At 59.3% G+C, this 25530-nt stretch carries 21 protein-coding genes and 1 pseudogene; 12 read left to right on the top strand and 10 right to left on the bottom strand.

What is annotated here, in order from left to right; genetic code table 11:
* Nucleotides 1–417: 417 nt before the first annotated feature.
* Both QE453_RS19120 and QE453_RS19115 read left to right on the top strand, forming a co-directional pair.
* Nucleotides 418–870 carry a hypothetical protein gene (locus QE453_RS19120; RefSeq protein WP_004442872.1) on the top strand — a complete coding sequence of 151 codons (453 nt, stop codon included), beginning with the start codon at nt 418–420 and terminating at the stop codon, nt 868–870.
* A 199-nt stretch (nt 871–1069) separates the two neighbouring features.
* Nucleotides 1070–1630 carry a dual specificity protein phosphatase family protein gene (locus QE453_RS19115; RefSeq protein ID WP_034498853.1) on the top strand — a complete coding sequence of 187 codons (561 nt, stop codon included), beginning with the start codon at nt 1070–1072 and terminating at the stop codon, nt 1628–1630.
* Between the two features lie 130 nt (nt 1631–1760).
* On the opposite strand, the gene QE453_RS19110 is transcribed toward QE453_RS19115, so the two are convergent.
* Entirely contained in the window at nt 1761–3020 is a 1260-nt protein-coding gene (locus QE453_RS19110) for an AGE family epimerase/isomerase (protein WP_309777701.1), read from the bottom strand.
* Between the two features lie 179 nt (nt 3021–3199).
* On the opposite strand from QE453_RS19110, the gene metH reads away from it, so the two are divergent.
* Nucleotides 3200–6973 (top strand): methionine synthase, encoded by a 3774-nt coding sequence (metH, locus tag QE453_RS19105; protein WP_309777699.1) that lies wholly within the window; start codon nt 3200–3202, stop codon nt 6971–6973.
* 69 nt (nt 6974–7042) lie between these two features.
* Here the strand turns inward: metH and QE453_RS19100 are convergent, their stop codons facing one another.
* The 9 genes from QE453_RS19100 to QE453_RS19060 form a co-directional block, all read right to left on the bottom strand.
* Entirely contained in the window at nt 7043–8374 is a 1332-nt protein-coding gene (locus QE453_RS19100) for an MFS transporter (RefSeq protein WP_244455589.1), read from the bottom strand.
* A 77-nt stretch (nt 8375–8451) separates the two neighbouring features.
* Nucleotides 8452–9228: an AAA family ATPase gene (locus tag QE453_RS19095; RefSeq protein WP_153776193.1), complete on the bottom strand. Its 777-nt coding sequence runs from the start codon at nt 9226–9228 to the stop codon at nt 8452–8454.
* 59 nt (nt 9229–9287) lie between these two features.
* Complete coding sequence (locus tag QE453_RS19090; protein WP_004442864.1) at nt 9288–10331, bottom strand: zinc-dependent alcohol dehydrogenase family protein; 1044 nt, start codon at nt 10329–10331, stop codon at nt 9288–9290.
* 95 nt (nt 10332–10426) lie between these two features.
* The gene (locus QE453_RS19085) at nt 10427–11485 is read right to left on the bottom strand and encodes an ABC transporter ATP-binding protein (protein WP_022556631.1); all 1059 of its coding nucleotides are present in this window, start codon (nt 11483–11485) and stop codon (nt 10427–10429) included.
* A gap of 12 nt (nt 11486–11497) precedes the next feature.
* Nucleotides 11498–12280, bottom strand: a complete 783-nt coding sequence (locus tag QE453_RS19080) for an iron ABC transporter permease (RefSeq protein WP_004442862.1) — start codon at nt 12278–12280, stop codon at nt 11498–11500.
* Nucleotides 12277–13161: an ABC transporter permease subunit gene (locus tag QE453_RS19075; protein WP_037089843.1), complete on the bottom strand. Its 885-nt coding sequence runs from the start codon at nt 13159–13161 to the stop codon at nt 12277–12279. Before QE453_RS19075 ends, QE453_RS19080 begins: the two co-directional genes overlap by 4 nt.
* 100 nt (nt 13162–13261) lie before the next feature.
* A complete protein-coding gene (locus QE453_RS19070; protein ID WP_006697730.1) occupies nt 13262–14368 on the bottom strand; it encodes an ABC transporter substrate-binding protein in 1107 nt (368 codons plus the stop codon).
* A gap of 288 nt (nt 14369–14656) precedes the next feature.
* On the bottom strand, nt 14657–15535 hold the full coding sequence (locus tag QE453_RS19065) for a MurR/RpiR family transcriptional regulator (protein ID WP_004442858.1): 879 nt from the start codon (nt 15533–15535) through the stop codon (nt 14657–14659).
* Nucleotides 15536–15601: 66 nt separating this feature from the next.
* On the bottom strand, nt 15602–15808 hold the full coding sequence (locus QE453_RS19060) for a hypothetical protein (protein WP_309778192.1): 207 nt from the start codon (nt 15806–15808) through the stop codon (nt 15602–15604).
* Between QE453_RS19060 and QE453_RS19055 the strand changes: the two are divergent.
* From QE453_RS19055 to QE453_RS19015, 9 genes and pseudogenes are all read left to right on the top strand, one after another.
* Nucleotides 15710–16484: pseudogene (locus QE453_RS19055) on the top strand (N-formylglutamate amidohydrolase). The gene QE453_RS19060 and the pseudogene QE453_RS19055 overlap by 99 nt on opposite strands.
* Before the next feature lie 213 nt (nt 16485–16697).
* Nucleotides 16698–18212, top strand: coding sequence for an amino acid permease (locus QE453_RS19050; protein WP_022556629.1), 1515 nt, complete (start codon nt 16698–16700; stop codon nt 18210–18212).
* 64 nt (nt 18213–18276) lie between these two features.
* A complete protein-coding gene (locus QE453_RS19045) occupies nt 18277–19644 on the top strand; it encodes a glutamine synthetase family protein (RefSeq protein WP_309777698.1) in 1368 nt (455 codons plus the stop codon).
* Between the two features lie 18 nt (nt 19645–19662).
* The gene (locus QE453_RS19040) at nt 19663–21051 is read left to right on the top strand and encodes an aldehyde dehydrogenase family protein (RefSeq protein ID WP_309777697.1); all 1389 of its coding nucleotides are present in this window, start codon (nt 19663–19665) and stop codon (nt 21049–21051) included.
* Nucleotides 21048–22193 carry an iron-containing alcohol dehydrogenase gene (locus QE453_RS19035; protein WP_309777696.1) on the top strand — a complete coding sequence of 382 codons (1146 nt, stop codon included), beginning with the start codon at nt 21048–21050 and terminating at the stop codon, nt 22191–22193. Before QE453_RS19040 ends, QE453_RS19035 begins: the two co-directional genes overlap by 4 nt.
* A 17-nt stretch (nt 22194–22210) precedes the next feature.
* Nucleotides 22211–22585: a hypothetical protein gene (locus tag QE453_RS19030; RefSeq protein ID WP_309777695.1), complete on the top strand. Its 375-nt coding sequence runs from the start codon at nt 22211–22213 to the stop codon at nt 22583–22585.
* A 166-nt stretch (nt 22586–22751) separates the two neighbouring features.
* A complete protein-coding gene (locus tag QE453_RS19025) occupies nt 22752–23468 on the top strand; it encodes a ParA family protein (protein WP_004442847.1) in 717 nt (238 codons plus the stop codon).
* A gap of 145 nt (nt 23469–23613) precedes the next feature.
* A complete protein-coding gene (locus QE453_RS19020) occupies nt 23614–24261 on the top strand; it encodes a TetR/AcrR family transcriptional regulator (RefSeq protein ID WP_309777692.1) in 648 nt (215 codons plus the stop codon).
* Between the two features lie 46 nt (nt 24262–24307).
* Nucleotides 24308–25513 (top strand): MFS transporter, encoded by a 1206-nt coding sequence (locus QE453_RS19015; protein ID WP_309777691.1) that lies wholly within the window; start codon nt 24308–24310, stop codon nt 25511–25513.
* The last annotated feature ends 17 nt before the right edge of the window (nt 25514–25530 follow it).

Here is a 25530-nt window from a genome sequence, read left to right as displayed (position 1 = left end):
CTGATATGTAGCATAGTTTAGTAACTTTTAATATGGGGTGGCTTTCGGCGGTGCCAAGGGGCGGCTTGTCGTCCCTGCCGGCTGGCCTACTGACCTCCATGCCGCGGCGTTTCGTTATGTCCCGCCATGCTGTTCTGATGCTGCGAACGTCTTCGGCGGCGTTTGGTTCCTTTCGCCGTTCTTTCTGAGGACGGCAATGCCGGCGCCATCTGTCACGCTTGGTTGTCTTGACACCGGGGGGAGCACCCATAGAGTTGTGGCTGACGGCTGCGATGCCGGTACGTCGCGCCATATGCTAGAGGCTCGAGCCGCCGTTGAGATAATACCCCAACGACCGCCTCGCGCGGCCGTTTGTGGCTGGAAGGGCATGGGAGGGCAGAAACGTATGGAGCTTTATTTTAGCGGAGGAGGGGCGACGTGATTGTCGGAGCCGTTCTCAGCGCCATTCTTCTCCTCACCCTTATTGCATTTCCGCGGCATCTAAAACCGGTGGTCATCTGCCTGCTCCTGATATGGGCCGGCACGGCTGCCTTTGTCATTTACGACTGGCGTCGCAGCAGCCAGCGGTTGGAGCATATCGTCGCGACTGCCGGGTTCGAGGCCGCCTGTCCGGATCCTGCACTGCCCATTCGCGTCAGCTTCCGCAATGATAACAATGTCGCGGTGCAGCGTCTGACCTACACGCTGGAGGGCTTCGAACCGGCCTTTCGAGCTTCCGTATCGTTCGATCCCTATCAGGTCAGCGAAAGGCGGATCGAAGCCGGGGAAACCTTCGCCGCCTGCCGGACATTTCGCCTGCGCAACAACGAGCGGGTGGAACCGCAAAGGCTGGAGTGGCGGGTTACCGTCATTTCCGCCGAATTTGATTGAAGAGATCACACCGGTGCCGGCAATCACGGTATTTTGAGAATTTATGCTTGGGTCCAAAGGCCCTGCATTGCAACCGCTCCATGGGCCTGCCGTGCCCCGGCTGCTTGCGAAGCGCACGGGCCGCGACGGGGCGTGACTTGTTTTCGCCGGTTTGCGGTGTCATCTGCCACACATTGGATTGATGTCGCGGGTTGATGTTTTGCGTATTTTTCTGAAGTTTTTGAAGATCACGGCCATTGGCCTCGTTGCCCTCCCGGTTTTGGCCGGCGCACATATGGGCATCGGCCAGCTGACGGGGAATTTTCACGAGGTCATTCCCGGCGAGCTTTATCGTTCGGCTCAGCCGAGTGGCAAGGACATCGCCGCTTACGCCAAGGCCTATGGCATCAAGACCATCATCAACCTGCGCGATGAAAAGCGTGAAGCCTGGTATGATACCGAAAGCAAGGCCGCGAAAAACAACGGCATCCGGCTGGTCGACTATCCGCTGAGCTCAAGCGAGAAAGTCTCGGTGGAAGATTCAGAAACGCTGGCGGCGGTGCTGCGCAACGCGGAAAAGCCTGTTCTCATCCATTGCGAACATGGGGCGAACCGCACCGGGCTTGCCTCTGCGATCTATGTTGCCGCCGTGGCAGGCAAGAGCGAGGCGGCCGCCGAGTTTCAACTTTCGCCCTATTACGGCCATGTGCCGATCCCCGGCATCGGGCGTTATGAAATGTATCAGTCCTGGGATGACTTCGAGGAAACAATCGGGTTTTGACTGTTGCTTTATCCTCGGCCCAATGCCGGGGATCTAACCGCGTTGCGTCCGGCCGATAGGCTGCAGATGCCCGGGACAAGCCCGAGCATGACAGTGGAGAAGTCTTCGAACGCCGTTGCGAACAACGCGCTTAATAAACCCCGCCGCTTTCCCCGATCACCCTTGTCAGGCTGCCCGTAGCCGGGAAAAGCGGGATGAGGCAGGCCTGGAGGGCGTGGTATATATCACCCTTGCCTGGGAACAGCGTGTGAGCGGGAACCAGATTTTCCGTCAGTTCCTCATGCCAGCCGCCATTTTCATGGTCGATGAAGCTGTTGGCGATCGTGCTCCAGATGCGGCGGTAGCTGTCTTCATAGAAAGGGTCCGCCGGCAGGTTTTCGTTGAGAAAATGGGCCGCACCCGCCGCTTCGCACATTGGCCACCAGAGCTTTGCCCGCTTGTCGGGAGTGTCGTTCCAGTCGAGCGTATAAAAGAAGCCGCCCTTTTCCCGATCCCAGCCAAGCGCCATGGACTGCACGAACAGCGATTTGGCGGCCACCGGCATCCAGTCGTGGCGGCGATCACCCAACACCCAAAGCTGGAGTAGGAGGCGCGCCCATTCCAGCCAATGGCCGGGGGTGGAGCCGGAGGGACGGAACATCTCGTTGCCGCGATAGTCCTTGTCGAGTGTCCAGTTGTCGTCGAAATGCTCCGGAACCCGGAAATCCAGTTCACCGGCGCGACGGCGGATGAGAAGATCGGCGATGCGTTCGGCCTTGCCGAGGTAGTTTTTGTCGCCGGTCACCTCATAGGCGGCCATCAACGCTTCGGTCAGATGCATATTGGAATTCTGGCCGCGATAATTATCGATGGGCGACCAGTCGCGGTTGAATTCCTCGGCGATCGCGCCGTGTTTTTCTTCCCAGAAACGGGTTTCCAGCACTTCGGTAATATCGGCCAGCATCTGGTCGGCGAGCGGGTGGCCGACGGTCTTGGCGGAGGAGGCGGCCAGAAGCACGAAGGCATGGCCGTAACCCTGCTTGGTGGCGTCCACGGGGCCGGCATCGTTAACCTGCCAGAAATAGCCGCCATGCTCGCTGTCGCGATGCCTGTTCCAGAGATAGGTCATGCCGTGGTCGACAATATCGCCACAGCCCGGACGTCCGAGCAGATGGCCGATGGAGAAGCAATGCACCATGCGCGCGGAGGCATGGATGCCGCGCACGGGATCGTTTGCCTGCAACGGCGCGCCCTTGCCGTCCAGATCGAAGAAGCCGCCGGCGGGATTGAGCGCCCGGTAGTGGAAGAAGTCGAAAAGCCCCTCGGCCTGTTTTACCAGCCACTGGCGGTGCCAGGGCAGGGTATTCCAGTTTCGGCTGTTGTGATCGTCCTCAGACATCGCGTCCTCCATGCGGTTTGCTGCTTCGGCTTATATCCTTGCCTTATAAGCCTGTCATCTGTCAGCGATATTTCGTAACGTGACGCAACGACGCAAAGCCATGTCTGTCCCTTGAAGATATATTGACATAAACATATCTTTATGTGACTTGACGACTTGCGATCTTGCAAATCGAAATGAGGAGTGTGCCCGTGTTTGACGATCTGTTTGGCCCTGAGGGGGCAAAGCGCGACGGCGCGGAAATTTTCAAGGCGCTGCGCGAAGCCGCCAGCGAGCGCATCCTCATTCTCGACGGCGCCATGGGCACGCAGATTCAGGGTCTCGGCTTTGACGAAGATCATTTTCGCGGTGATCGCTTCATCGGCTGCGCCTGCCACCAGCAGGGCAATAACGACCTTCTGATTCTGACCCAGCCGGACGCTATCGAAGACATCCACTATCGCTACGCCATGGCGGGTGCGGATATTCTCGAAACCAACACGTTTTCCTCGACCCGCATCGCGCAGGCCGATTACGAGATGGAAAATGCGGTCTATGACCTCAACCGCGAGGGTGCGCAGATCGTCCGCCGCGCCGCCCAGCGCGCCGAGCGGGAAGATGGCCGCCGCCGTTTTGTCGCTGGCGCCATCGGCCCCACCAACCGTACGGCCTCGATTTCGCCAGATGTCAACAATCCCGGTTACCGCGCCGTCAGCTTTGACGATCTGCGTATCGCCTATGGCGAGCAGATCGACGGCCTGATCGATGGCGGCGCCGATATCATCCTCATCGAGACGATCTTCGATACGCTGAACGCCAAGGCGGCGATCTTCGCCTGCGAGGAGCGTTTCGAGGCCAAGGGCATCCGCCTGCCGGTCATGATCTCGGGCACGATCACAGACCTATCCGGCCGCACGCTTTCCGGCCAGACGCCGTCTGCCTTCTGGAATTCGGTGCGCCACGCCAACCCCTTTACCATCGGCCTCAACTGTGCGCTCGGTGCGGATGCCATGCGTCCGCACCTGCAGGAGCTTTCAGACGTCGCCGACACCTTCGTCTGTGCCTATCCGAATGCAGGCCTGCCGAACGAGTTCGGACAGTATGACGAAACGCCTGAGATGATGGCGCGTCAGGTGCAGGGTTTCGCCCGCGACGGCCTCGTGAACATCGTTGGCGGTTGCTGCGGCTCGACGCCGGAGCATATCCGGGCGATTGCCGAAGCGGTCAAGGATTACAAGCCGCGCCCGATCCCCGAGCACAAGCCCTTCATGTCGCTTTCGGGCCTTGAGCCCTTCGTGCTCACCAAGGACATTCCCTTCGTCAACGTCGGCGAGCGCACCAACGTCACCGGCTCGGCCAAGTTCCGCAAGCTCATCACCGCCGGTGATTACACGGCGGCGCTGGCCGTTGCCCGCGATCAGGTGGAAAACGGCGCGCAGATCATCGACATCAACATGGATGAAGGCCTGATCGATTCCGAAAAGGCGATGGTGGAGTTTTTGAACCTCATCGCTGCCGAGCCCGACATCGCCCGCGTGCCTGTCATGATCGACTCGTCGAAGTTCGAGATCATCGAGGCAGGTCTGAAATGCGTTCAGGGCAAGTCGATCGTCAATTCCATTTCGCTGAAGGAAGGCGAGGAGAAGTTTCTCCAGCAGGCGCGGCTCGTCCACAATTATGGCGCGGCAGTCGTTGTCATGGCCTTTGACGAGGTGGGGCAGGCGGATACCTATCAGCGCAAGGTGGAAATCTGCGCGCGGGCCTACAAGCTGCTGACCGAAAAGGCCGGGCTGGCGCCTGAGGACATCATCTTCGATCCGAACGTCTTTGCTGTCGCGACAGGTATCGAGGAGCACAATAATTACGGCGTTGATTTCATCGAGGCCACCAAGACCATCCGCGAAACCATGCCGCTCACGCATATTTCCGGCGGCGTTTCCAACCTGTCCTTCTCCTTCCGCGGAAACGAGCCCGTGCGTGAGGCGATGCATGCCGTGTTCCTTTACCACGCCATTCAGGTCGGCATGGATATGGGCATCGTCAATGCCGGCCAACTTGCGGTCTACGACAACATCGATGCCGAACTGCGCGAGGCCTGCGAAGACGTGGTGCTGAACCGCCGCGACGATGCGACCGAGCGTCTGCTTGAAGTGGCCGAGCGTTTTCGTGGCACGGGTGAGAAGCAGGGCAAGGTGCAGGATCTCTCCTGGCGCGAGCTTCCCGTCGAGAAGCGGCTGGAGCATGCGCTGGTGAACGGCATTACCGAATTCATCGACGCCGATACGGAAGAGGCGCGCCAGAAGGCGGAGCGTCCGCTGCATGTCATCGAAGGGCCGCTGATGGCCGGTATGAACGTGGTCGGCGATCTCTTCGGCTCGGGCAAGATGTTCCTGCCGCAGGTGGTGAAATCCGCTCGCGTGATGAAGCAGGCCGTTGCCGTGCTTTTGCCTTACATGGAAGAGGAAAAGCGCCTGAACGGCGGCTCCGAGCGCAGTGCCGCCGGCAAGGTGCTGATGGCGACCGTAAAGGGCGACGTGCACGATATCGGAAAGAACATTGTCGGCGTCGTTCTCGCCTGTAACAATTACGAGATCATCGATCTCGGCGTCATGGTGCCGACGACGAAAATCCTCGAAACGGCAATCGCCGAAAAGGTGGATGTGATTGGCCTTTCCGGTCTCATTACGCCGTCGCTGGACGAGATGGTGCATGTGGCCGCCGAAATGGAACGACACGGTTTCGACATCCCGCTCTTGATTGGCGGCGCGACGACAAGCCGTGTGCACACAGCAGTGAAAATCCATCCGCGTTATGAGGCGGGGCAGGCGATCTATGTGACTGACGCCTCACGCGCCGTGGGCGTCGTGTCGGCACTTCTCTCGGCCGAGCAGAAGCCGGCTTATATCGACGGCATTCGCAGCGAATATGCCAAGGTGGCGGAAGCCCATGCCCGCAATGAGCGCGAAAAGCTGCGCCTGCCGCTTTCCCGTGCCCGTGAGAATGCACACAAAATCGACTGGTCGACCTATAGCGCCGTCAAGCCGCAGTTCTTCGGCACCAAGGTGTTCGAGACCTACGACCTGGAAGAGCTTTCCCGGTACATCGACTGGACGCCCTTCTTCCAGACCTGGGAGCTGAAGGGCCGTTTCCCGGCCATTCTCGAAGACGAAAAGCAGGGAGAGGCGGCGCGGCAGCTTTATGCCGATGCGCAGGCAATGCTTGCGAAAATCATCGAGGAGAACTGGTTCCGGCCGCGTGCGGTGATCGGCTTCTGGCCTGCCAACGCTGTCGGTGACGATATCAGGCTGTTTACCGATGAGAGCCGCAATGAAGAGCTGGCGACCTTCTTCACGCTGCGTCAGCAGCTTTCCAAACGCGATGGACGCCCGAATGTGGCGCTCTCCGATTTCGTCGCGCCTGTCGATAGCGGTGTTGCCGATTATGTCGGTGGCTTCGTGGTGACGGCCGGTATCGAGGAAGTGGCGATTGCCGAGCGGTTCGAGCGGGCCAATGACGATTATTCGTCCATTCTCGTCAAGGCGCTGGCTGATCGTTTCGCCGAAGCCTTTGCCGAGCGCATGCATGAACGGGTGCGCAAGGAGTTCTGGGGTTATGCACCGGAAGAGGCCTTTGCCGGTGAAGAGCTGATCGGCGAGGCCTATGCCGGTATCCGCCCGGCACCCGGTTATCCGGCCCAGCCCGATCACACCGAGAAGAAAACGCTGTTCGCCCTGCTCGACGCCACCAATGCGGCGGGTGTGGAACTGACGGAAAGCTATGCCATGTGGCCGGGCTCTTCTGTCTCCGGCCTCTATATCGGCCATCCTGAAAGCTATTATTTCGGCGTTGCCAAGGTGGAGCGTGATCAGGTGCTGGATTATGCGCGCCGCAAGGATATGCCGGTTGAGGAAGTGGAGCGCTGGCTCGGTCCGGTGCTCAACTACGTGCCGACGAACGGCGAGGAGAAAATCGATAGCGCGGCCTGATGGTTCACGCATTGCCGGGACAAATAAAAAGCGCGGGTCTTGCCCGCGCTTTTTTGTTTACTGTGGAACCTACGACCGCAATGCCGCCAGTTCCTCAATACCGACATGGCTCTCTATCTCGCTGCCGCGCAGATAGAGGTAGAGACCGATCGCGAAGGCGAGGACGGCGATGAAGACCAGATACCAGGCGTGGGCCATGGGGTTGATCGCAAGCGCCGTCGTCACGCCGATCGGCGTCAGCCCGCCGAAGACGGCATAAGAGACGTTGTAGGCGAAGGAGAGGCCGGAGAAACGGACGGATGCCGGGAACGCCCGCACCATGACGTAGGGCACCGCACCGGCCATGCCGACCGAAAGGCCCATGACGCCGTAAAGCAAGAACATGGTCTGAAGCGAGGTGCCGGCGTAGCTGTAGAAGGTGAAGGTGGCGATACCGAAGAAAATGCTGGCGCCCATGAAGAAGAGGCCGGAGCCGATACGGTCGATCAGCGCGCCGGCAATGATGACGCCGAAGATCAGGAACAGCGTGCCGAAGCTGGTGCCGGCGAGCGCCTGCGTTGGCGTATAGCCGTAGAGCTTTTGCAGGAAGGTCGCCGTCATCAGCGTGGTGACGACGATTGCCGCTGACAGAACCCAGGTCAGCAGGGCGGAGATGATCACGCCGCGCATATGGTGCTTCAGCACCAGCCCGAGCGGCAGCTTGTCCGTCAGTGACTTCGACTTCTTCATTTCCATGAAGATCGGCGTCTCTTCCAGCCAGCGGCGCAGATAAACGGCGATGAGGCCGAAAATGCCGCCGAGCAGGAAGGGGATGCGCCAGGCGTAACCGGCCACGTCTTCCGGCGTGAAAAGCGAATTGATGGCAAAGGCGATCAACGAGCCCAGCATGATGCCAAAGGAAAGACCGGAGGTGAGGAAACCACAGGCAAGCCCGACCCGGCGGAAGGGCACGTGTTCGGCAACGAAGGTCCAGGCGCCGGGCACTTCACCGCCGATGGCGGCACCCTGCAGCATGCGCAGGATGATGAGCAGGATGGGAGCGGCCACGCCAATGGTGGCGTAGGTCGGCATCAGTGCCATGCCCAGCGTGGAAAGAGCCATCAAGAGGATTGAGAAAGCGAAGACACGCTTGCGGCCGTAACGGTCGCCATAATGCGCCAGTACGATACCGCCGAGCGGCCGCACCAGATAACCGGCGGCAAAGATGCCGAAGGTCTGGATCATCACCAGCCAGTCCGGCATCTCAGGCGGGAAGAACAGATGGCCGATCACGGTCGCGAAAAATACGAAAATGATGAAGTCGTAAAATTCGAGCGCACCGCCCAGGGCCGAAAGGCCGAGCGTTTTGTAATCCTGGCTATTGAGGGGCCGGGCTGCCGCCGGTGTGATGGTGGGAGACATGAGGCTGCTTCTTTTCTAAATTTCGTATTACTTATGGGAATGCGGCAAGCGCAGCGCGATTTCAAGCCTTATGCTGTTCAATCACTCAGGTATTTCGATGGGCTGTCGAGAAAGCGCCGCAGGAAGATTATGGTCTCCAACTCGTCATAAAGACGTTCGGTGATGCCATCCTCGTCGAAATGATAAATCGTTGCCTCTGGAATGGCCAGAAGGACGGGCGAATGGGTGGCGATGATCAATTGCCCGCCTCGATCGGCCGCATGGCGGATGAGCGCGGCGAGTTCGAGCTGTTTCTGCATTGAAAGCGGGCTTTCCGGTTCGTCCAGAAAATAAAGACCGGCACCGTGCAACCTCTGCTGCATGATGTCCATAAACCCTTCGCCGTGGGAGCGGCGGTCGAGGATATTGTTCCTGACGATCCTGCGAAATGTCTCGGGCGTTTCCTCTGGAAAATTCTCGCCTTTTTTCAGTGCCTTTTCCCGCTCCCAGCGAAAATCGTCCAGCGCTTCCTCATTCTGGCGGCGGATATAACCAAGCACGTCTTCGGCGCGCAGAAACATGCGGATTTTCGGATATTTCTTGCGGGCGAAATAGAACGACTTCGCTACGGTCTCGGCGTGCTGAAGGTAAAGGTCGCCGGTTACCTGACCGTGATTGCCGATGGCATAGGCAGTCATTCCCGCCGCCAGTCCTTCCAGCAGTGTTGATTTGCCCGAACCGTTATTGCCGGCGAAAAAGGTGATCGGCGTCTTGAACTCAAGACGTTGCAGATGGCGCAGCGCAGGGACGGAGAAGGGATAGACGTCGCTTCCGTCGAGGTTCTCTTTTGTGGTTACGCTATCGAGAAACAGCATGTTGGGCTCCTCCTGACGGAAGACACTTAAACGGTGCCCCGTGTCAAAAGCCATTATCCCTATTCGAAACGGTCGATGATGCTGATGCCGCTTTCCCTGAAGCTGTCCATGGCGGGCAGGGCGGTTGCGGCCTCGGAAAGCGTGATGTGGCGGCCGATCAGCTTTTCCGGCGCGAGCCTGCCGCTTTCGATCATAGCCAGCATGTCCTCATAACGCCACGCCTGCATGCCGTGGCTACCATAGATCTCCAGCTCATGCGCGATCACCCGCGCCATGGGAATGGCGGGCATGGCGTGGTCGGCGAGCATGAGCCCCACCTGCACATGGCGGCCGCGCCGGCGCAGGTTGCTGATGGAGTTGCAGCAGGTCTGCGGGTGGCCGAGCGCATCGACAGAGACATGTGCACCGCCACCCGTCACCTCGCGAACCGCCTCGGCAACATCGGCAACCGCGCGGCTGTTGATGGTGGCGGTCGCGCCGAGCTGCCGCGCAAGTTCGAGCTTGTCTTCGGCAATGTCGATGGCGACGACCTGCGCGCCGAGGCCGGCGCCGATCATGATGGCGGAGAGGCCGACGCCGCCGCAGCCATGCACCGCCAGCCATTCGCCGCCCTTCAGGCGTCCCTGATCGGTTACGGCACGGAAGGAGGTGGCGAAACGGCAACCGAGGCCGGCGGCGGTGGCGTAGCTCATCGTATCCGGCAGATGCACGAGGTTCTGATCGGCATAATCGATGGCGACATATTCGGCGAAGGAGCCCCAATGGGTGAAGCCGGGCTGGAACTGCGCCTCGCAGACCTGCTGGTTGCCGGAGCGGCATTCATGGCAATGACCGCAGCCGGAGACGAAGGGCACGGTGACGCGGTCGCCGGTCTTGAAGCGGGTGACGTTTTTGCCGACAGCGGCAATCACCCCGGCGAATTCGTGGCCGGGAACATGCGGCAGGCGAATATCCGGGTCATGTCCCATCCAACCGTGCCAATCACTTCGGCAAAGGCCGGTGGCCTTTACCTCGATGACCACACCGCCATCTGTCGGTTCCGGATCCGGCAGGGACGCGACAACGGGGGTCTCACCGAATCGTTCGTAATAAAGCGCGCGCATCATGGCCTCACATCGTTGGTATGCAGGTTCGAAGTCATACCTGCTCTACCATCTCCCGCAAATGGGCGAAGCGGTTTTGCGTCTGGAAAAGCGTTTTAGTCCTTGATGAGCATCAGGTCGCCGGCTGCGAATTTCAGCGTGACCTGCTCACCGACGGCGGGCGGTGCTGTGCCGGGATCGTTGAACATGTCGAATGACAGCGTGGATCCGCCGAGATCGAGGCGGGTGCGGATGACCGAGCCGAGGAACTGGCTGGAGGTGACCGTGCCGGAAATGGCGACATCGCCTTTCGCGTCGCTGCCGAGCGAACCCGCTTCAGGGCGCAGGGCAAGGGTGATTTTTTCGCCGTTTGCCGCATTGACCGGCTTTTGCAGGGTGATCTGCTGCTCCCCGACCTGGATGGTGTTGGATGAGGAGTCCGCCACGATCGCGTCGATGAGGTTCAGCGTGCCCACGAAGGAAGCGACGAAGCGGGTCGCGGGCGTGTTGTAGATATCAAAGGGCGAGCCGATCTGGTCGGCGCGGCCGGCATTCATGACAACGATGCGGTCAGAAATCGACAGGGCCTCTTCCTGATCGTGGGTCACGAAAATGGTGGTGATGCCGAGTTTCTGCTGAATCTGGCGGATTTCTTCGCGCAGCGAAACACGAATCTTGGCGTCCAGTGCCGAGAGCGGTTCGTCCAGCAAAAGCACTTCCGGCTTCGGCGCGAGCGCACGGGCCAACGCCACGCGTTGCTGTTGGCCACCCGACATCTGGTAGGGATAACGGTCAGCCAGATGCTCCAGGTGGATGAGCTGGAGCATTTCTTTCACGCGCGCGTCGATTTCGGCTTTCGGTTTGCCAGCGACTTTCAGGCCGAAGGCGACGTTTTCATAGACGTTCATGTTCGGGAACAGCGCATAAGCCTGGAACACCATGCCAATATTGCGCTGGTTGGGCCGGAGCGTTGTCTGGTCCCTGCCGTTGATGACGATCGAGCCTCCGGTCGGGATTTCGAAACCGGCGATCATGCGCAGTACCGTGGTCTTGCCGCAGCCCGATGGCCCGAGGAAGGAGACGAACTCGCCCTTTTCGATGGCCATGTTGAAATCATGTACGACCTGGACGGAGCCGAAGGATTTCTTGATGTTGCTAAGTGTCAAAAAGCTCATGAAATATTGTCCTCAGGCCTTGGGAGGCGCGCCCTTCTGGTAGCGTGAAACGAGTTGGATCAGACCGAGGCAACCCCAGGTGATGCCGAAGGAAATCACGGCAAGCGCGGCCGGTTCATAGGCGCGGTTGGCACCCAGCAGCTGCATGTAGGGGCCGAAGGCCGGGCGGTTCAAAAGGGCTGCCATGGTGAACTCACCGATGACGATGGCAAAGGTCAGGAAGGCGCCCGACAGCACGGCGACCAGAACATTGGGCAGGATGATGCGCGAGAGGATGGTCGTCCAGCCCGCGCCAAGGCTCTGCGCCGCTTCCGTCAGTGTCGCCACGTCGATGGTTCTGAGGCCGGTATCGACGGCGCGGTACATATAGGGCAGGGCGAGCGTGGCATAACCGAACATCAGAAGCAGGTTGGTGCCGAAGCTCGTGCCGGTCAGCGGCAGCCAGCTGGAGGTGTTGTAAAGCCTGATATAACCGAAGACGATGACGATGGCCGGGATGACCAGCGGCAGAAGCGTGATGAATTCGATATAGGGGCGCAGGCCCGGCAGTTTCAGACGCACCCAATAGGCGGTCGGCACCACCAGCAGGACGCCGAAAATGATGGTGAACAGCGCCATGACGACGGAATAGCTGAAGGTTTCCTGGAAGCGCGGGTCGCCCAGCACCTTGGCATAAGCGTCGAAAGAATATTCGCCGCGCCGCATTTTCAGCGAGAAATTGGTCATGCCGATCAGCGGCAGGGCGAAATAGAGCAGGCCGAAAATCAGCGCGCCCCAGGCGAAGAAACGCTTCATTTCAGCCACCTTTCGCTGCGGGCGCGCAGCCAGATATAAAGTGCATTGGCAATGCCTGTCACGACGATCATGCCGAAGGCGAGCGCGTAACCGAGATGCGGATTGCCGAGAACGTCGCCGCGAATCTGCGCGAAGAGCAGGATCGGTACGATGTTGAGCGAGGAGCCGGTGAGCGCAATTGCGGTGGCCACTGCGCCGAAGGCATTGGCAAACAGCAGCGACATGGTGCCGAGCAGCGACGGCAGCAAGATCGGAAAGGCCACCATGCGCCAATATTGAAAGCCGGTGGCTCCGAGAATTTCCGCCGCTTCGCGCCATTCGCGCTTCAGGCCGTCAAGCGCGGGCGTGATGATGAGGATCATCAGCGGAATCTGGAAGAACAGATAGGTGACGGTGAGACCCCAGAAGGACAGGATGTTGAAGCCGAGCATCCTGAGATCGATGCCGACCTGCGTCTTCAGGAAGACGGTCAGGAGGCCGACCGGGCCAAGCGTGGCGATGAATGCGAAGGCAAGCGGTACCCCGGCGAATTGCGAGGCGACGCCTGAAAAGGTGAGAAGCGGTCCGCGGATACGCTGCGGCAGACCACCGAGCACTACGGCCGCGGCGACGGCAAAGCCGATGAGGCAGCCGAGCGCTGCAGAAGCGAGGCTGATCTTTATCGAGATCCAGTAGGCCGAAAGGATGGATGCGGTAAAAAGCCCTGCAATATTTTCAAGCGTGAAAGTTCCGTCTGTCCGCTGGAACGCGCCAACGACGATCTTCATCGTCGGCATAATCAGAAACAGCAGCACAAAAACGGCAAAAGGTACGACGCCTATCCAATGCAGCGGCAGCTTTCTGCGCGCGTCGGATGGTCCGCCGGTGTTGGTTGATGGCATCCTTGTCCCCAAACGCCGTTTTCAAACGGTCTGTCTATAAAGGTCTATATTATAAAAGAAGCACCCCGGCTTTGATCGGCCGGGGTGCGTTTTCAACAATTTACTTCACGTTCGCGCCGACAACGCTATCCCAGCCGCCAGTGACGGCCGCCTTGTTGGCATCGACTTCCTCGAGCGTCGGGAAGATCGCCTTTTCATAGGCTGCTGCCGGCGGCAGGCTGTCGATCAGGTCCTGCGGAACCTTGCCGGCCTTGACCATGGCGTTGAAGCGGATCGGGTGGCAATAACCCTTCAGCCAGCCGAGCTGACCGTCGTCGGAGTAGAGGTGCTCCATCCACAGCTTGGCAGCATTCGGATGCGGGGCGTAAGCGGAAATGCCCTGCACGTAAACACCGGCGAGAACGCCCTTCTCGGGAACGACGACTTCCGTCGGCGGGTTGTCGTTCAGCGTCTTCTTCCATGACAGCGCATTATAGTCCCAGGCAACGATAATCGGCGTGGCACCCTGTGCAAGTGTACCGGCCTTGCCAATAGTCGGCAGGAAGTTGCCAGCCTTGTTGAGGTCGGCGAAATATTTCAGGCCGGCTTCACCGGCTTCCTTGCCGGATTTTGCTCCGGTTGAAAGACCGGCGGCGAGAACACCGAGGATAGCCTGGTTGGAGGCGCGCGGGTCACCCGCAAGCGCGACCTGACCGGAATAGTCAGCCTTCAGAAGGTCTGCCCAGTCCTTCGGCGTTTCCTTGACAAGATCCTTGTTCACGAAGAACGACATCACGCCGTAATAGTCGCCGTACCAGTAACCTTCGGGATCCTTGACGTTGTCAGGAATTTCGTCCCAGGTGGAGACCTTGTAGGGCTGCAGCAGGCCTTCGGCCTTCATCTGCGGGCCGAAAGCAAGACCGACGTCAATGACGTCAGGCGCCTGCGGGCCCTTATTGTCCTTGTTTGCCTTGACTGCTTCGACTTCGTCGGCGGAGCCGGCGTCGGGGTTCAGTTCATTGACGGTGATTTCCGGATATTTCGCCTTGAAGGCGGCGATCACGTCGCCGTAACCACACCAGTCGTGCGGCAGGGCGATGGTGGTCAGCATGCCTTCCTTCTTGGCGGCGGCGATCAGTTCGGCGCTCGGCTCAGCGGCGGCAATAGCGGTGGAGGCGATGACCAGTGCGGTGGTTGTAGCAAGCAGTCGGCGGCAGTGAGAGATCACTTTTTTCTCCTCTTCGTGTTCTCATATTGCGGACGCTGATACGGATTCTCGATGAAGCTAATGTGACGGCTGGATGGCAATTCATTTATCCGGATTCCGCCACTTTAAACCCATTTTCCGCCATTATCGGGCTTTTTGCCAGCAATTGCGGGAGTTGACCGTTTTTGTCCGTTAGACCAGATGCGTTCCCCAGCTTGGTTTTTCCCCTGCTTTATCGTGCTGGTAGCGATCGCAGGTATCCAATCAGCGTGCGGCATCGGCGTCAAGTCGTATGCCGGCTACGCATATTCACGTTCTGTCAGGGCGTCGGAACAGGCGTGTCTGTTCAAACAGGCCCTCCAGTGCGTTCATGCGTTCCTTGGTTTCGTCCCACGTGCCGCTCTGCACCGCTTCGATCAGCGCCTCGACGACAAAAAGCGTAACGACAGACGAATCCCACGCGGACGGGGCCTCTATTTTGACCCGGAAAATATGCAGCGCATGACGCGCCACCGGCGATGTCCACTGGTCGGTAAAGAGGATTATCTGCACCCCATTTGCCTTGGCCACCTCTGCCAGCGTCGTCATATCGTGCTCGTAACGGCGGATGTCGAAAATGACGAGCACATCGCCGGCGCTCATATTCAGCATATATTGCGGCCAGGCGCTGGAGTTGGACGACATCAGCGTTGTCTTCGGCCGTATCACCTGCATGTGGGTGAAGAAATATTCGGCAATCGCACCGGTGATGCGCCCGCCGACGAAGTAGATGCTGCGCTTGCGGTCGGAAAGCAGCGCGGCGGCATTGTCGAAGACGGCGGTATCGAGATCCCCAAGCGTATCGCGCAGATTGCCGGTAATGGCGTCGGCAAAACGGTTGAGAATGTGCAGGCCCGGCGCATTGGTTGCCCAGCGGTCATGTTTGGCCACCGGACCGGAGATCGTCGCTTCCAGCTCCTGGTGCAGATGCGCCTGAAATTCGGGGTAGCCCTTATAGCCGAGCTTCTGCACCATCCGCGCCACTGTCGGGGTGGAAACACCGGCATTTTCGGCAATCGTGGTGATGCTGCCGAGGCCGGACACCGGATAATTGCCGAGCAAGCTTTCTGCCAGCCGTTTTTCGGAACGTGTCAGCGCGTCGTAATGGGCATGGATGACGTCCGACACGGTGGCCGCGGTGTTGCGCAAATCTTTCCCCTTCCGGTCTTTCTGCCGGTGTGTGCGCTAAAATAAACATCTCTGCCCGTGATTGAGTCAATGGAAAAATGAAGAGAAAATTTCAAAATTCCATTTGACACCTGCCATAATGTGAAGAATTCTTTTCGCCGTTAGGGAAGACGGTTTTCCGGGTGGGGTACGTGCATGACGGTGCGTTCGCGGTTTTTCACAGAAGCGGAAGGGCAGGCCGTTGGCATCGAGAATGCCGGTGCGGCGGGCGATGTCCTGCTCGTCTGCGAACATGCTTCGGCCACCGTCCCGCAAAGATTAAGCACGCTCGGCCTGTCGCCCGAGGTTCTTTCAAGTCATGTGGCATGGGACCCCGGCGCTCTGGCCGTTGCCCGTCTGCTTTCGGAGAAGCTCGACGCGACGCTCATTTATCAGAGGTTTTCCCGCCTGGTCTATGATTGCAACAGGCCCCCCGAATCGCCGTCCGCCATGCCGGTAAAAAGCGAAGTATATGATATTCCCGGCAATTTCGACCTCACCGAAGCGGAGCGGTTTGCCCGAACGTCAGCGCTGTATGTGCCGTTTCACGACCGGGGTGAGCGAGATCATCGCCGAGCGGCAGGCGAAGGGCCGCAAGGTGGTGGTGGTGACCATCCACAGTTTCACGCCGGTTTATCACGGCCGGTTCCGCGAGGTTGAGATCGGCATCCTGCATGATACCGACAGCCGTCTCGCTGACGCCATGCTGACAGGTGCCGAAGGGGCCTCGCTCACGGTCAATCGCAACGATCCTTATGGCCCGGAAGATGGCGTGACGCATACGTTGCGACTGCATGCGCTGCCGGACGGGCTTTTGAACGTCATGATCGAGATCCGCAACGATCTGATCGCCGATGAAGGAGAGCAGGCGAACATCGCCGCATTTCTACACGAGCTTATGGGAAAGGCACTCGCATCGATCGACGAGTGAGGGAGCAGGGGCCGGCCGATGGTGAACACACCGGGGTCAGGCATCGAAGGGAGACTGCCGCCATCCGGTCAAAGAAGCCGGAAAACGAAGCGGTACGGGAACAGCAGATGCGTGCGGCGCGATCCGGGAGTTTCCTGATGGCGCCGAAGACTGGGGCACAATCGGCCAATAACGGCTGACTGGCTTGTTTTTTTCTTATCAGGAGAGAAGGGCATGGACAGTTCATCGTCAGGCGTCAGCTACAAGAAAGCTGATGCATCCTATTTCGAAAAACGCGGACTATCCCGTTATGCGGGCGTGTGGTCGCTCTGGTCGCTTGGCGTCGGCGCGGTCATATCAGGGCATTTTTCCGGATGGAATTTCGGTTTCTCCACTGGCGGCTGGGGCGGCATGCTGGTGGCGGGCATCATCATCGCCATCATGTATCTCGGGCTGACATTCTCGATCGCCGAAATGAGCCCGGCGCTGCCACACACGGGTGCGGCCTATTCCTTCGCCCGCACGGCCATGGGCCCATGGGGCGGCTTCATCACCGGCCTTTGCGAGAATGTTGAATACGTGCTGACGCCGGCGGTCGTCGTCACCTTCATCACAGCCTATGTGAACTCGATTCTCGGCCTCGATCCGGCCTATTCACCCTTCGTGTGGATAGCGTTTTACGCTATATTCCTTGCGCTAAACGTCTTCGGGCTTGAGCTTTCCTTCAAGGTGACGCTCGTCATCACGCTGATTTCGCTCGCCGTTCTGGTGTTCTTCTGGATCAGTGCCATTCCCAATATCGATTTTTCGCGTTTTGCGCTCAACATCGGCGTCGGACCTGATGGCAAGGCGGTGGAACTGCCGGAGGGCGGTGGCTCGTTCTTCCCGTTCGGTTTTTCGGGCGTTCTCGCCACGCTGCCTTTCGCGGTCTGGCTGTTCCTCGCCATCGAGCAGCTGCCGCTCGCGGCTGAGGAATCCGTCGATCCGAAACGCGACATGCCGAAGGGTATCATCCTTGGCATGGTCACGCTGATGGTTTCGGCCTTCATGATCGTGCTGCTCAACCCGTCGCTGCCGGGCGTCGGCGCCTTCCATCTCAGCTCCTCGCTTGAGCCGCTGCTTGATGGCTTCAAGGCGATCTATGGCGATGGCGGTGTCGTGCTGCTTGGTCTCGTCGCGCTTACCGGCCTCATCGCCAGCTTCCATACGATACTCTATGCGCAGGGTCGCCAGATCTATTCGCTGTCGCGTGCGGGTTATTTCCCGACGGTGCTGTCGATCACCCACTCGAAATACCGCACGCCATACGTGGCCAACATCACCGGCGCGATCGTCGGCCTTGCGGTCATGCTGGTCATCTGGTTCGCGCTGGGTGCGGAACAGGGCGGCAGCATCATCGGCAGCGTGCTTTTGAACATGGCTGTGTTCGGCGCGATGTTCTCCTACATCATGCAGGCGATTTCCTTCATCCTGCTTCGGAAGAACCTGCCGCATATCGAGCGGCCGTTCCGTTCGCCCTTCGGCATTCCAGGTGCGGTGCTGACTGTCATCATCGCCATCGTCACGCTGCTTTACCAGATCCAGGATCCGAACTTCACAAAGGGCGTGCTCTGGGTCGCCGTCTGGTTTGCGGTCGCCATCGCCTATTTCGCTTTCATCGGCCGTCATCGCCTCATCCTCTCGCCGGAAGAGGAATTCGCGCTGGAGCACAAGCAGGCTGCCATGGCAGCGGCGGCTGCAAAGGCCTGATGCTTAAACAAACGGGCGGCCGCATTCCGGCCGCCCGGTCACGACAATAAAGGGAACGGATAAAATGACGAGCTACACATTTGACGCGCTTAAAATGGATGTCGCCGAAGGGCGCATCGACACGGTTCTGGCCTGCCTTGTCGACATGCAGGGGCGTCTGATGGGCAAACGGTTCCAGGCTGAATTCTTCGTCGAAAGCGCCTTTGAGGAAACCCATAGCTGCAACTATGTGCTTGCCACCGATATGGAGATGGAGACCGTTCCCGGTTACAAATCCTCCAGCTGGGAGAAGGGTTACGGCGATTATGTCCTGAAGCCCGATCTTTCGACGCTGCGCCGTGTGCCGTGGCTGGAAGGCACGGCGCTGGTGCTGTGCGACGTGCTCGATCATCACACCCACGAAGAGGTTCCGCATTCGCCGCGCGCGCTTCTCAAGAAGCAGGTGGCTCGGCTGGAGGCCATGGGGCTGAAGGCCTATATGGCGACCGAACTTGAATTCTTCCTCTTCGACCAGACTTTCGACGCGGCGCGCGCCAGCGGTTACAAGGGGCTGAACCTCGCCAGCGGCTATAATGAAGATTACCACATCTTCCAGACGACCAAGGAGGAAAATGTGATGCGGGCGCTGCGCAAGGGCCTGCAGGGGGCCGGCATTCCTGTTGAAAATTCCAAGGGCGAAGCGTCCGCGGGGCAGGCGGAGATCAATGTTCGTTATGCCGATGCGCTGACCATGGCAGACAGGCACGCGATCATCAAGAACGCCACCAAGGAGATCGCGTGGTCCAAAGGCAAGGCCGTGACGTTTCTCGCCAAGTGGAACTACAATGCCGCCGGCAGTTCCTCACATATTCACCAGTCGCTGTGGAGCCTTGACGGGAAGACGCCCGCGTTCCTGGACAAAGATGCGGAGCACGGCATGTCGCAATTGATGCGGCATTATGTTGCCGGGCTGCTGGCCCACGCCAGTGAAATCACCTATTTCCTCGCCCCGTACATCAATTCCTACAAGCGTTTCATGGCGGGTACCTTCGCGCCCACAAAAGCGATCTGGAGCCTCGACAACCGCACGGCGGGATATCGCCTCTGCGGCGCCGATACCAAGGGCATCCGCATCGAATGCCGCGTGGGCGGCTCCGATCTCAACCCCTATCTCGCCATGGCCGCCCTGCTTGCAGCAGGCATTGACGGCATCGAAAATAAACTTGAACTTGAGCCCGAATTTGTCGGTGATGCCTATGGCGGCAAGGACGTGCGCGAGATACCCAAGACATTGCGTGACGCCACTGCGTTTCTGGACGGATCGAAAATGCTGCGCAGCGCCTTTGGCGACGATGTGATCGATCATTACGTCCGCGCCGGGGCGTGGGAACAGGAAGAATACGACCGCCGCGTGACCGACTGGGAAGTGGCGCGCGGTTTCGAACGAGCCTAATCATTACGGGAAAACATCATGACCATGATCCAGAATATCTCGCCCATCGACGGCTCGGTTTATGCCGAGCGGGAGGCGATGTCGCTGGAGGCGGCACGGGCCGCCGTTTCAAAGGCGCGCAAGGCGCAGAAGGACTGGGCTCGACGCCCGCTTGAGGACCGCGTTCAGCTGGTTCTGAAAGGTGTCGCACGCCTCAACGAGATGGTGGATGAGGTCGTGCCGGAACTTGCCCATATGATGGGCCGTCCGGTGCGCTATGGCGGCGAGTTCAAGGGGTTTAACGAACGCTCCAACTATGTCGCCTCCATTGCAGCCGATGCGTTGGCGCCGCTCGTCATCGAGGAAAGCGGCAATTTCGAACGCCGCATCGAGCGTGAGGCGCATGGCGTGGTCTTCGTCATAGCGCCCTGGAACTATCCTTACATGACGGCGATCAACACCGTCGCGCCGGCTTTGATGGCCGGCAATACGGTCGTCATCAAACATGCGGCGCAGACGCTGCTGGTGGGCGAGCGCATGGTGCGGGCTTTTGTCGAGGCCGGTGTGCCTGACGATGTTTTCATCAATGTCTTCCTCGACCACGGCACGACCTCGGCGCTCATTTCCGAGGGCCTTTTCAACTTCGTCAACTTCACCGGTTCGGTGGAAGGCGGCCGCGCGATCGAGCGCGCCGCTGCCGGCACCTTCACCGGTCTCGGGCTTGAACTCGGCGGCAAGGATCCCGGTTACGTCATGGAAGATGCCGATCTCGATGCCGCCGTCGATACGCTGATGGATGGCGCCACCTATAATTCCGGGCAATGCTGCTGCGGCATCGAGCGCATCTACGTCAACGAAAACCTCTATGACGCCTTTGTCGAGAAGTCGGTCGCGTGGGTGTCAAACTACAAGCTCGGCAATCCGCTGGAGCAGGAAACCACGCTCGGGCCGATGGCCAACAAGCGTTTTGCCAAGGTGGTTCGTGCGCAGATTACCGATGCCGTCTCGAAGGGGGCCAAAGCACTGGTCGATCCGAAGCTGTTTCCTGCCGATGATGGTGAGAGCGCCTATGTCGCGCCGCAAGTCCTCGTCAATGTCGATCATTCGATGGAGTTCATGACCGAAGAAACCTTCGGCCCGGCGGTGGGCATCATGAAGGTGAAGAACGACGACGAAGCCATCGCCCTGATGAATGACAGCAAATACGGGCTGACCGCCTCACTCTGGACACAGGATGCCGCCCGCGCCGGGCGCATCGGTCGCGAAATCGAAACCGGCACCGTGTTCATGAACCGCGCGGACTATCTCGACCCGGCGCTTTGCTGGACCGGTGTGAAGGAAACGGGCCGTGGCGGTTCGCTCTCCGTCCTCGGTTTCCAGAACCTGACCCGTCCGAAATCCTACCATCTGAAGAAAGTCACGAAATGAATATCGTCGCCAACTGGAGCTATCCCACCGCCGTCAAGCTTGGCCGTGGCCGGATCAAGGAATTGGCGGAAGCCTGCAAGACGCTTGGTATCAAGAAGCCGCTTCTCGTTACGGATCGCGGCCTTGCCAATATGGCGATCACCGCGCATGCGCTGGATGTGCTGGAAGAGGCGGGTCTCGGCCGGGCGATCTTCGCCGAGGTCGATCCGAACCCGAACGAAATCAACATGGAAGCGGGTGTGAAGGCCTATCGCGATGGCGGCCATGACGGCGTCGTCGCTTTCGGCGGCGGCTCGGGCCTCGATCTTGGCAAGACCATCGCCTTCATGGCTGGGCAGACCCGCCCGGTCTGGGATTTCGAGGATATTGGCGACTGGTGGACCCGCGCGGACGCCTCAAAGATCGCGCCCATTGTCGCGGTTCCAACGACGGCCGGCACCGGTTCGGAAGTCGGTCGCGCCAGCGTCATCACCAATTCGCAGACGCATGTGAAGAAGATCATCTTCCATCCGAAGCTCTTGCCCGGCGTCGTCATCTGCGATCCGGAGCTGACGGTTGGTATGCCGAAAGTCATCACGGCCGGCACGGGCATGGATGCTTTCGCCCATTGCCTGGAGGCCTATTCCTCGCCCTTTTATCATCCCATGAGCGCCGGTGTGGCGCTGGAGGGTCTGCGTCTCATCAAGGAATTCCTGCCGCGCGCCTATAAGGATGGCACGGATATCGAAGCGCGCACCAACATGATGGCGGCGGCGGCCATGGGGGCGGTTGCCTTCCAGAAGGGCCTCGGCGCCATCCATTCGCTCTCGCATCCGATCGGCGCTGTCTACAACACCCATCACGGCATGACCAATGCCGTCGTCATGCCGGCGGTGCTGCGTTTCAACCGTCCTGCCATCGAGGACAAGATTGCCCGCGCCGCTGCCTATCTTGGCATTTCCGGCGGTTTCGACGGCTTTTATGACTATGTGCTGGAGCTTCGCAAGGAACTCGGCGTGCCTGAGAACCTCACCGCCATGGGCATCAAGCCGGATCGTATCGACGAACTGGCGGCGGAAGCGATCAAGGACCCGAGCTGCGGCGGCAATCCAGTGCCGATGACGCTGGAAAATACGAAGAAATTGTTCGAGGACTGCTTTTAAGGGGTAGGCACAGCACCATGAGGTTCTCAGTTTTTTCGCCATTGCTCGCAATGGCGTTTCTAAGCATACCCGTCGTGGCGCAGGCCGCTTCATTTAAGGAGCTTTCCGGTCAGGGCTATAAGGTGGGGGCCCTGACGAACAATAAAGCGGGAAACCAGGGATGGAATTTGTCCAAGGGCTCAGATCGCTATTTCTGTGAAATGCGCGCAACTATGGCGTATTCGGGAAAGAAGGGCATTGTGTCCTTCACCAGCGCTGGACGCTTGATCAAGCTTGATCGCGCAACTGTTGAGAAAAGGGTGGGCGGTTCCCTGGATCTGCCAAAATATGAAGACCTCAAAGCCGGCCGCCTGCGGGCTGACGATGTGGGTTCCTGCCGAAAGCTAACGTGATCAATATGATGGCAGAGGCCCGCGATATCAGTCGCGGGCTTTTCTCATAGCGCTTCGTCCCGGCGTTAGTGTTTTATTAACCCTGTTCGTTAAGATTATGGAAAGCACCATGAAGTGCGTCGGTGCGTGAATGAGCATGAAACGGCTCTGACAAACAGGGGGTATCATGTCAGTCATCACTTTCGCCAATACCAAGGGCGGCGCCGGAAAAACCACGGCCGTGCTGCTTCTGGCGACCGAACTCGCCCGTAGCGGCCATCGGGTGACGGTTCTGGATGCCGATCCGCAATTGTGGATTTCCCGCTGGTACGAACTCTCGGGCATGGTAGAAAACCTGTCAGTGATTTCGCATGTGACGATGGCTTCGCTTGAAGGCCACATTCGCGAAAACCGGGCCAATACAGACTGTTTCATCATTGACCTGCCCGGCGCAAAAACGCCGCTTTTGACCATGGCGCTCGGTATCTCCGATCATGTTCTGATTCCGGTACAGGGATCGGCCATGGATGCGCGTGGCGCTGCAGAAGTTCTCGATCACATCGAATTCCTGAACCGCAAGATGGGCAAGGCGATCGCCCATTCCATCGTGCTGACACGGGTCAACGCCATGGTGGCAACGCGTTCGCTGTTGCTCGTCAAGATGCTGCTGGCGGAAAAGAACGTCTCCGTGCTCAACACGGCGATTGTCGAGCGGGCGGCCTATCGCGATATTTTCGACTATGGCGGCACGCTTCTCTGTCTGGATGGCAAGAAGGTCAGCAATATCGACAAGGCGGTAGAAAATGCGGCGGCCTTTGCCGAGGAAGTCATCAACCTCCTGCCGAAAAGACTTCCGAGGCGCGTTGCGCACCTGGCACGTCTCGTGACACGCAGGGCTGCCTGACCTCGCGTTGCGAATCCCGCCCGGTTGCGGCGACGGTGCGACGGTTTGGTGAAATGGGTTCCCCACCAAAATGCGGAGAAGAGGCGGCCTTTACGAGGCGCTCCCACGTCCTCTTCATGGCGCGAAATTTTTGCTTGATTTGGAAATGATCGTTTCCTATATTCCGCTCATGAGCAATTTCAGCCAGCCCCTTTCCCCGGAACAGCGCCATCGCGGCCGCCCGCGCGAGTTCGATCTTGAACGCGCGCTCGATGGCGCGATCAAGGTATTCTCGCGGCGCGGTTATCACGCCACCTCGGTAGGCGATCTTACCGATGCGATGGAGCTGGCCCAGGGTAGCCTCTACAAGGCCTTCAAGGATAAGAAAGCCGTCTTCATCGCGACGATGGAGCGCTACAGGATCATACAGACCGAGCGTTTTGAGGCAGCTGTGGCCGGTTTCGACACCGGTTATGAGCGGGTGAGAGCGGGGCTGATGTTTTACGCCGAACGATCCCACGGCGGCGTCGGCTCCGACGGATGTCTGGTGGTTGGTGCCGCTGCTGATCTGGCGGCACTGGACGACGACATCGCCGTTGTGGTCGAGAGGGCCGTGAAGGCGAGGGAGCGGATCGTCGCCCGCCTCGTTGCCGAAGGGCAGAAGGATGGTTCCGTGCGGTCCAAGGCCGATCCCGATGATCTTGCGCGGGCGATGCTGTGCATGATGTACGGTATGCGCGTGGTGGGAAAGACAGGGCGGAGCCTTAAAGACATGGTGGCCGTGGTGGATATTGCCATGAGGCTTGCCGAGTAATTTTGTGAATATTTAGGAAACGATTGTTTCCATATTGGAGAAAATGATGACGACGCGTGTAATTGATGGCGATGATATTCAGGCACCATCCATTTCCCCGGCTTTGACTTTCCTGCTGGCGACAGCCTGCGGATTGATCGCGGCCAACCTTTATTATGGTCAGCCGCTTGCCGGCATCATCGGTGCGGAGCTCGGTCTTTCCGCTGGCGCGACGGGGCTGATCGTGACCCTGACACAGATCGGTTACGGTGTCGGTCTGCTGTTTGTCGTGCCGCTCGGCGATCTCGTGGAAAACCGCAAGCTGGTCGTCGGCTCCGTCTCCATGGCGGTGCTTTCCCTTGCGGCCGCAGCATTCGCGCCACATGCGACGCCGTTTCTGATCGCAGCCTTCCTGGTAGGGGTCAGTTCGGTGGCGGTGCAGGTCATCGTTCCCTATGCGGCCCATATGGCGCCGCACGCCATTCGCGGGCGGGTGGTCGGCAATGTCATGAGTGGGTTGATGGCCGGCATCATGCTGGCGCGGCCGGTTTCCAGCCTTCTGTCGGAAATTGTCTCCTGGCGCGGTGTGTTTCTGACGTCTGCGGCCGTCATGGCGCTTCTTGCCGTGGTGCTTTTCCGGCTCCTGCCGACCCGTATGCCTGAAGCGCGGCTGAGCTATGGCGCCTTGATGGCTTCGATGGGCCGGCTGGCGCTTCACACGCCGGTCCTGCGGCGGCGGGCGATCTATCATGCCTTTCTCTTCGCGGCCTTCAGCCTGTTCTGGACCACGACGCCTCTTTATTTGAGTGGGCCGCATTTCAATCTCAGCCAGGGTGAGATCGCACTCTTCGCACTGGCTGGTGCGGCCGGCACCGTCGCCGCCCCGATTGCCGGGCGGATGGCGGATCGCGGCTGGACGCGGGCGGCGACATTCTTCGCACTGCTGGCGGTAGCACTCTCTTTCGCCGTCACGCATCTTGCGCCCGAGGGATCGCATCTGGCGCTCGCCATTCTTGTCATTGCCGCAATCGTTCTGGATTTCGGTGTCACTACCAATCTGGTGCTCGGGCAGCGGGCGATCTTCACGCTGGGGGCGGAATTCCGCAGCCGCCTGAACGGCATCTATATGGCGACGTTTTTCATGGGCGGTGCAATTGGTTCCGCCGTTGGCGGCTGGGCCTATGCGGTTGGCGAATGGCAAGCCGCCTCCTGGATCGGCTTTGCTCTTCCGGTAACCGCGCTGCTATATTTCCTGACGGAAAAGCGCGACTGAAACGTCATAACTAAAAA

Origin of the sequence: Agrobacterium sp. SORGH_AS_0440 (genome assembly GCF_031453135.1) — a bacterium.
Classification (GTDB): domain Bacteria; phylum Pseudomonadota; class Alphaproteobacteria; order Rhizobiales; family Rhizobiaceae; genus Agrobacterium; species Agrobacterium pusense.
The sequence above is the reverse complement of the archived record's forward strand: the minus strand, read 5'-3'. Positions and strand labels throughout refer to the sequence as shown.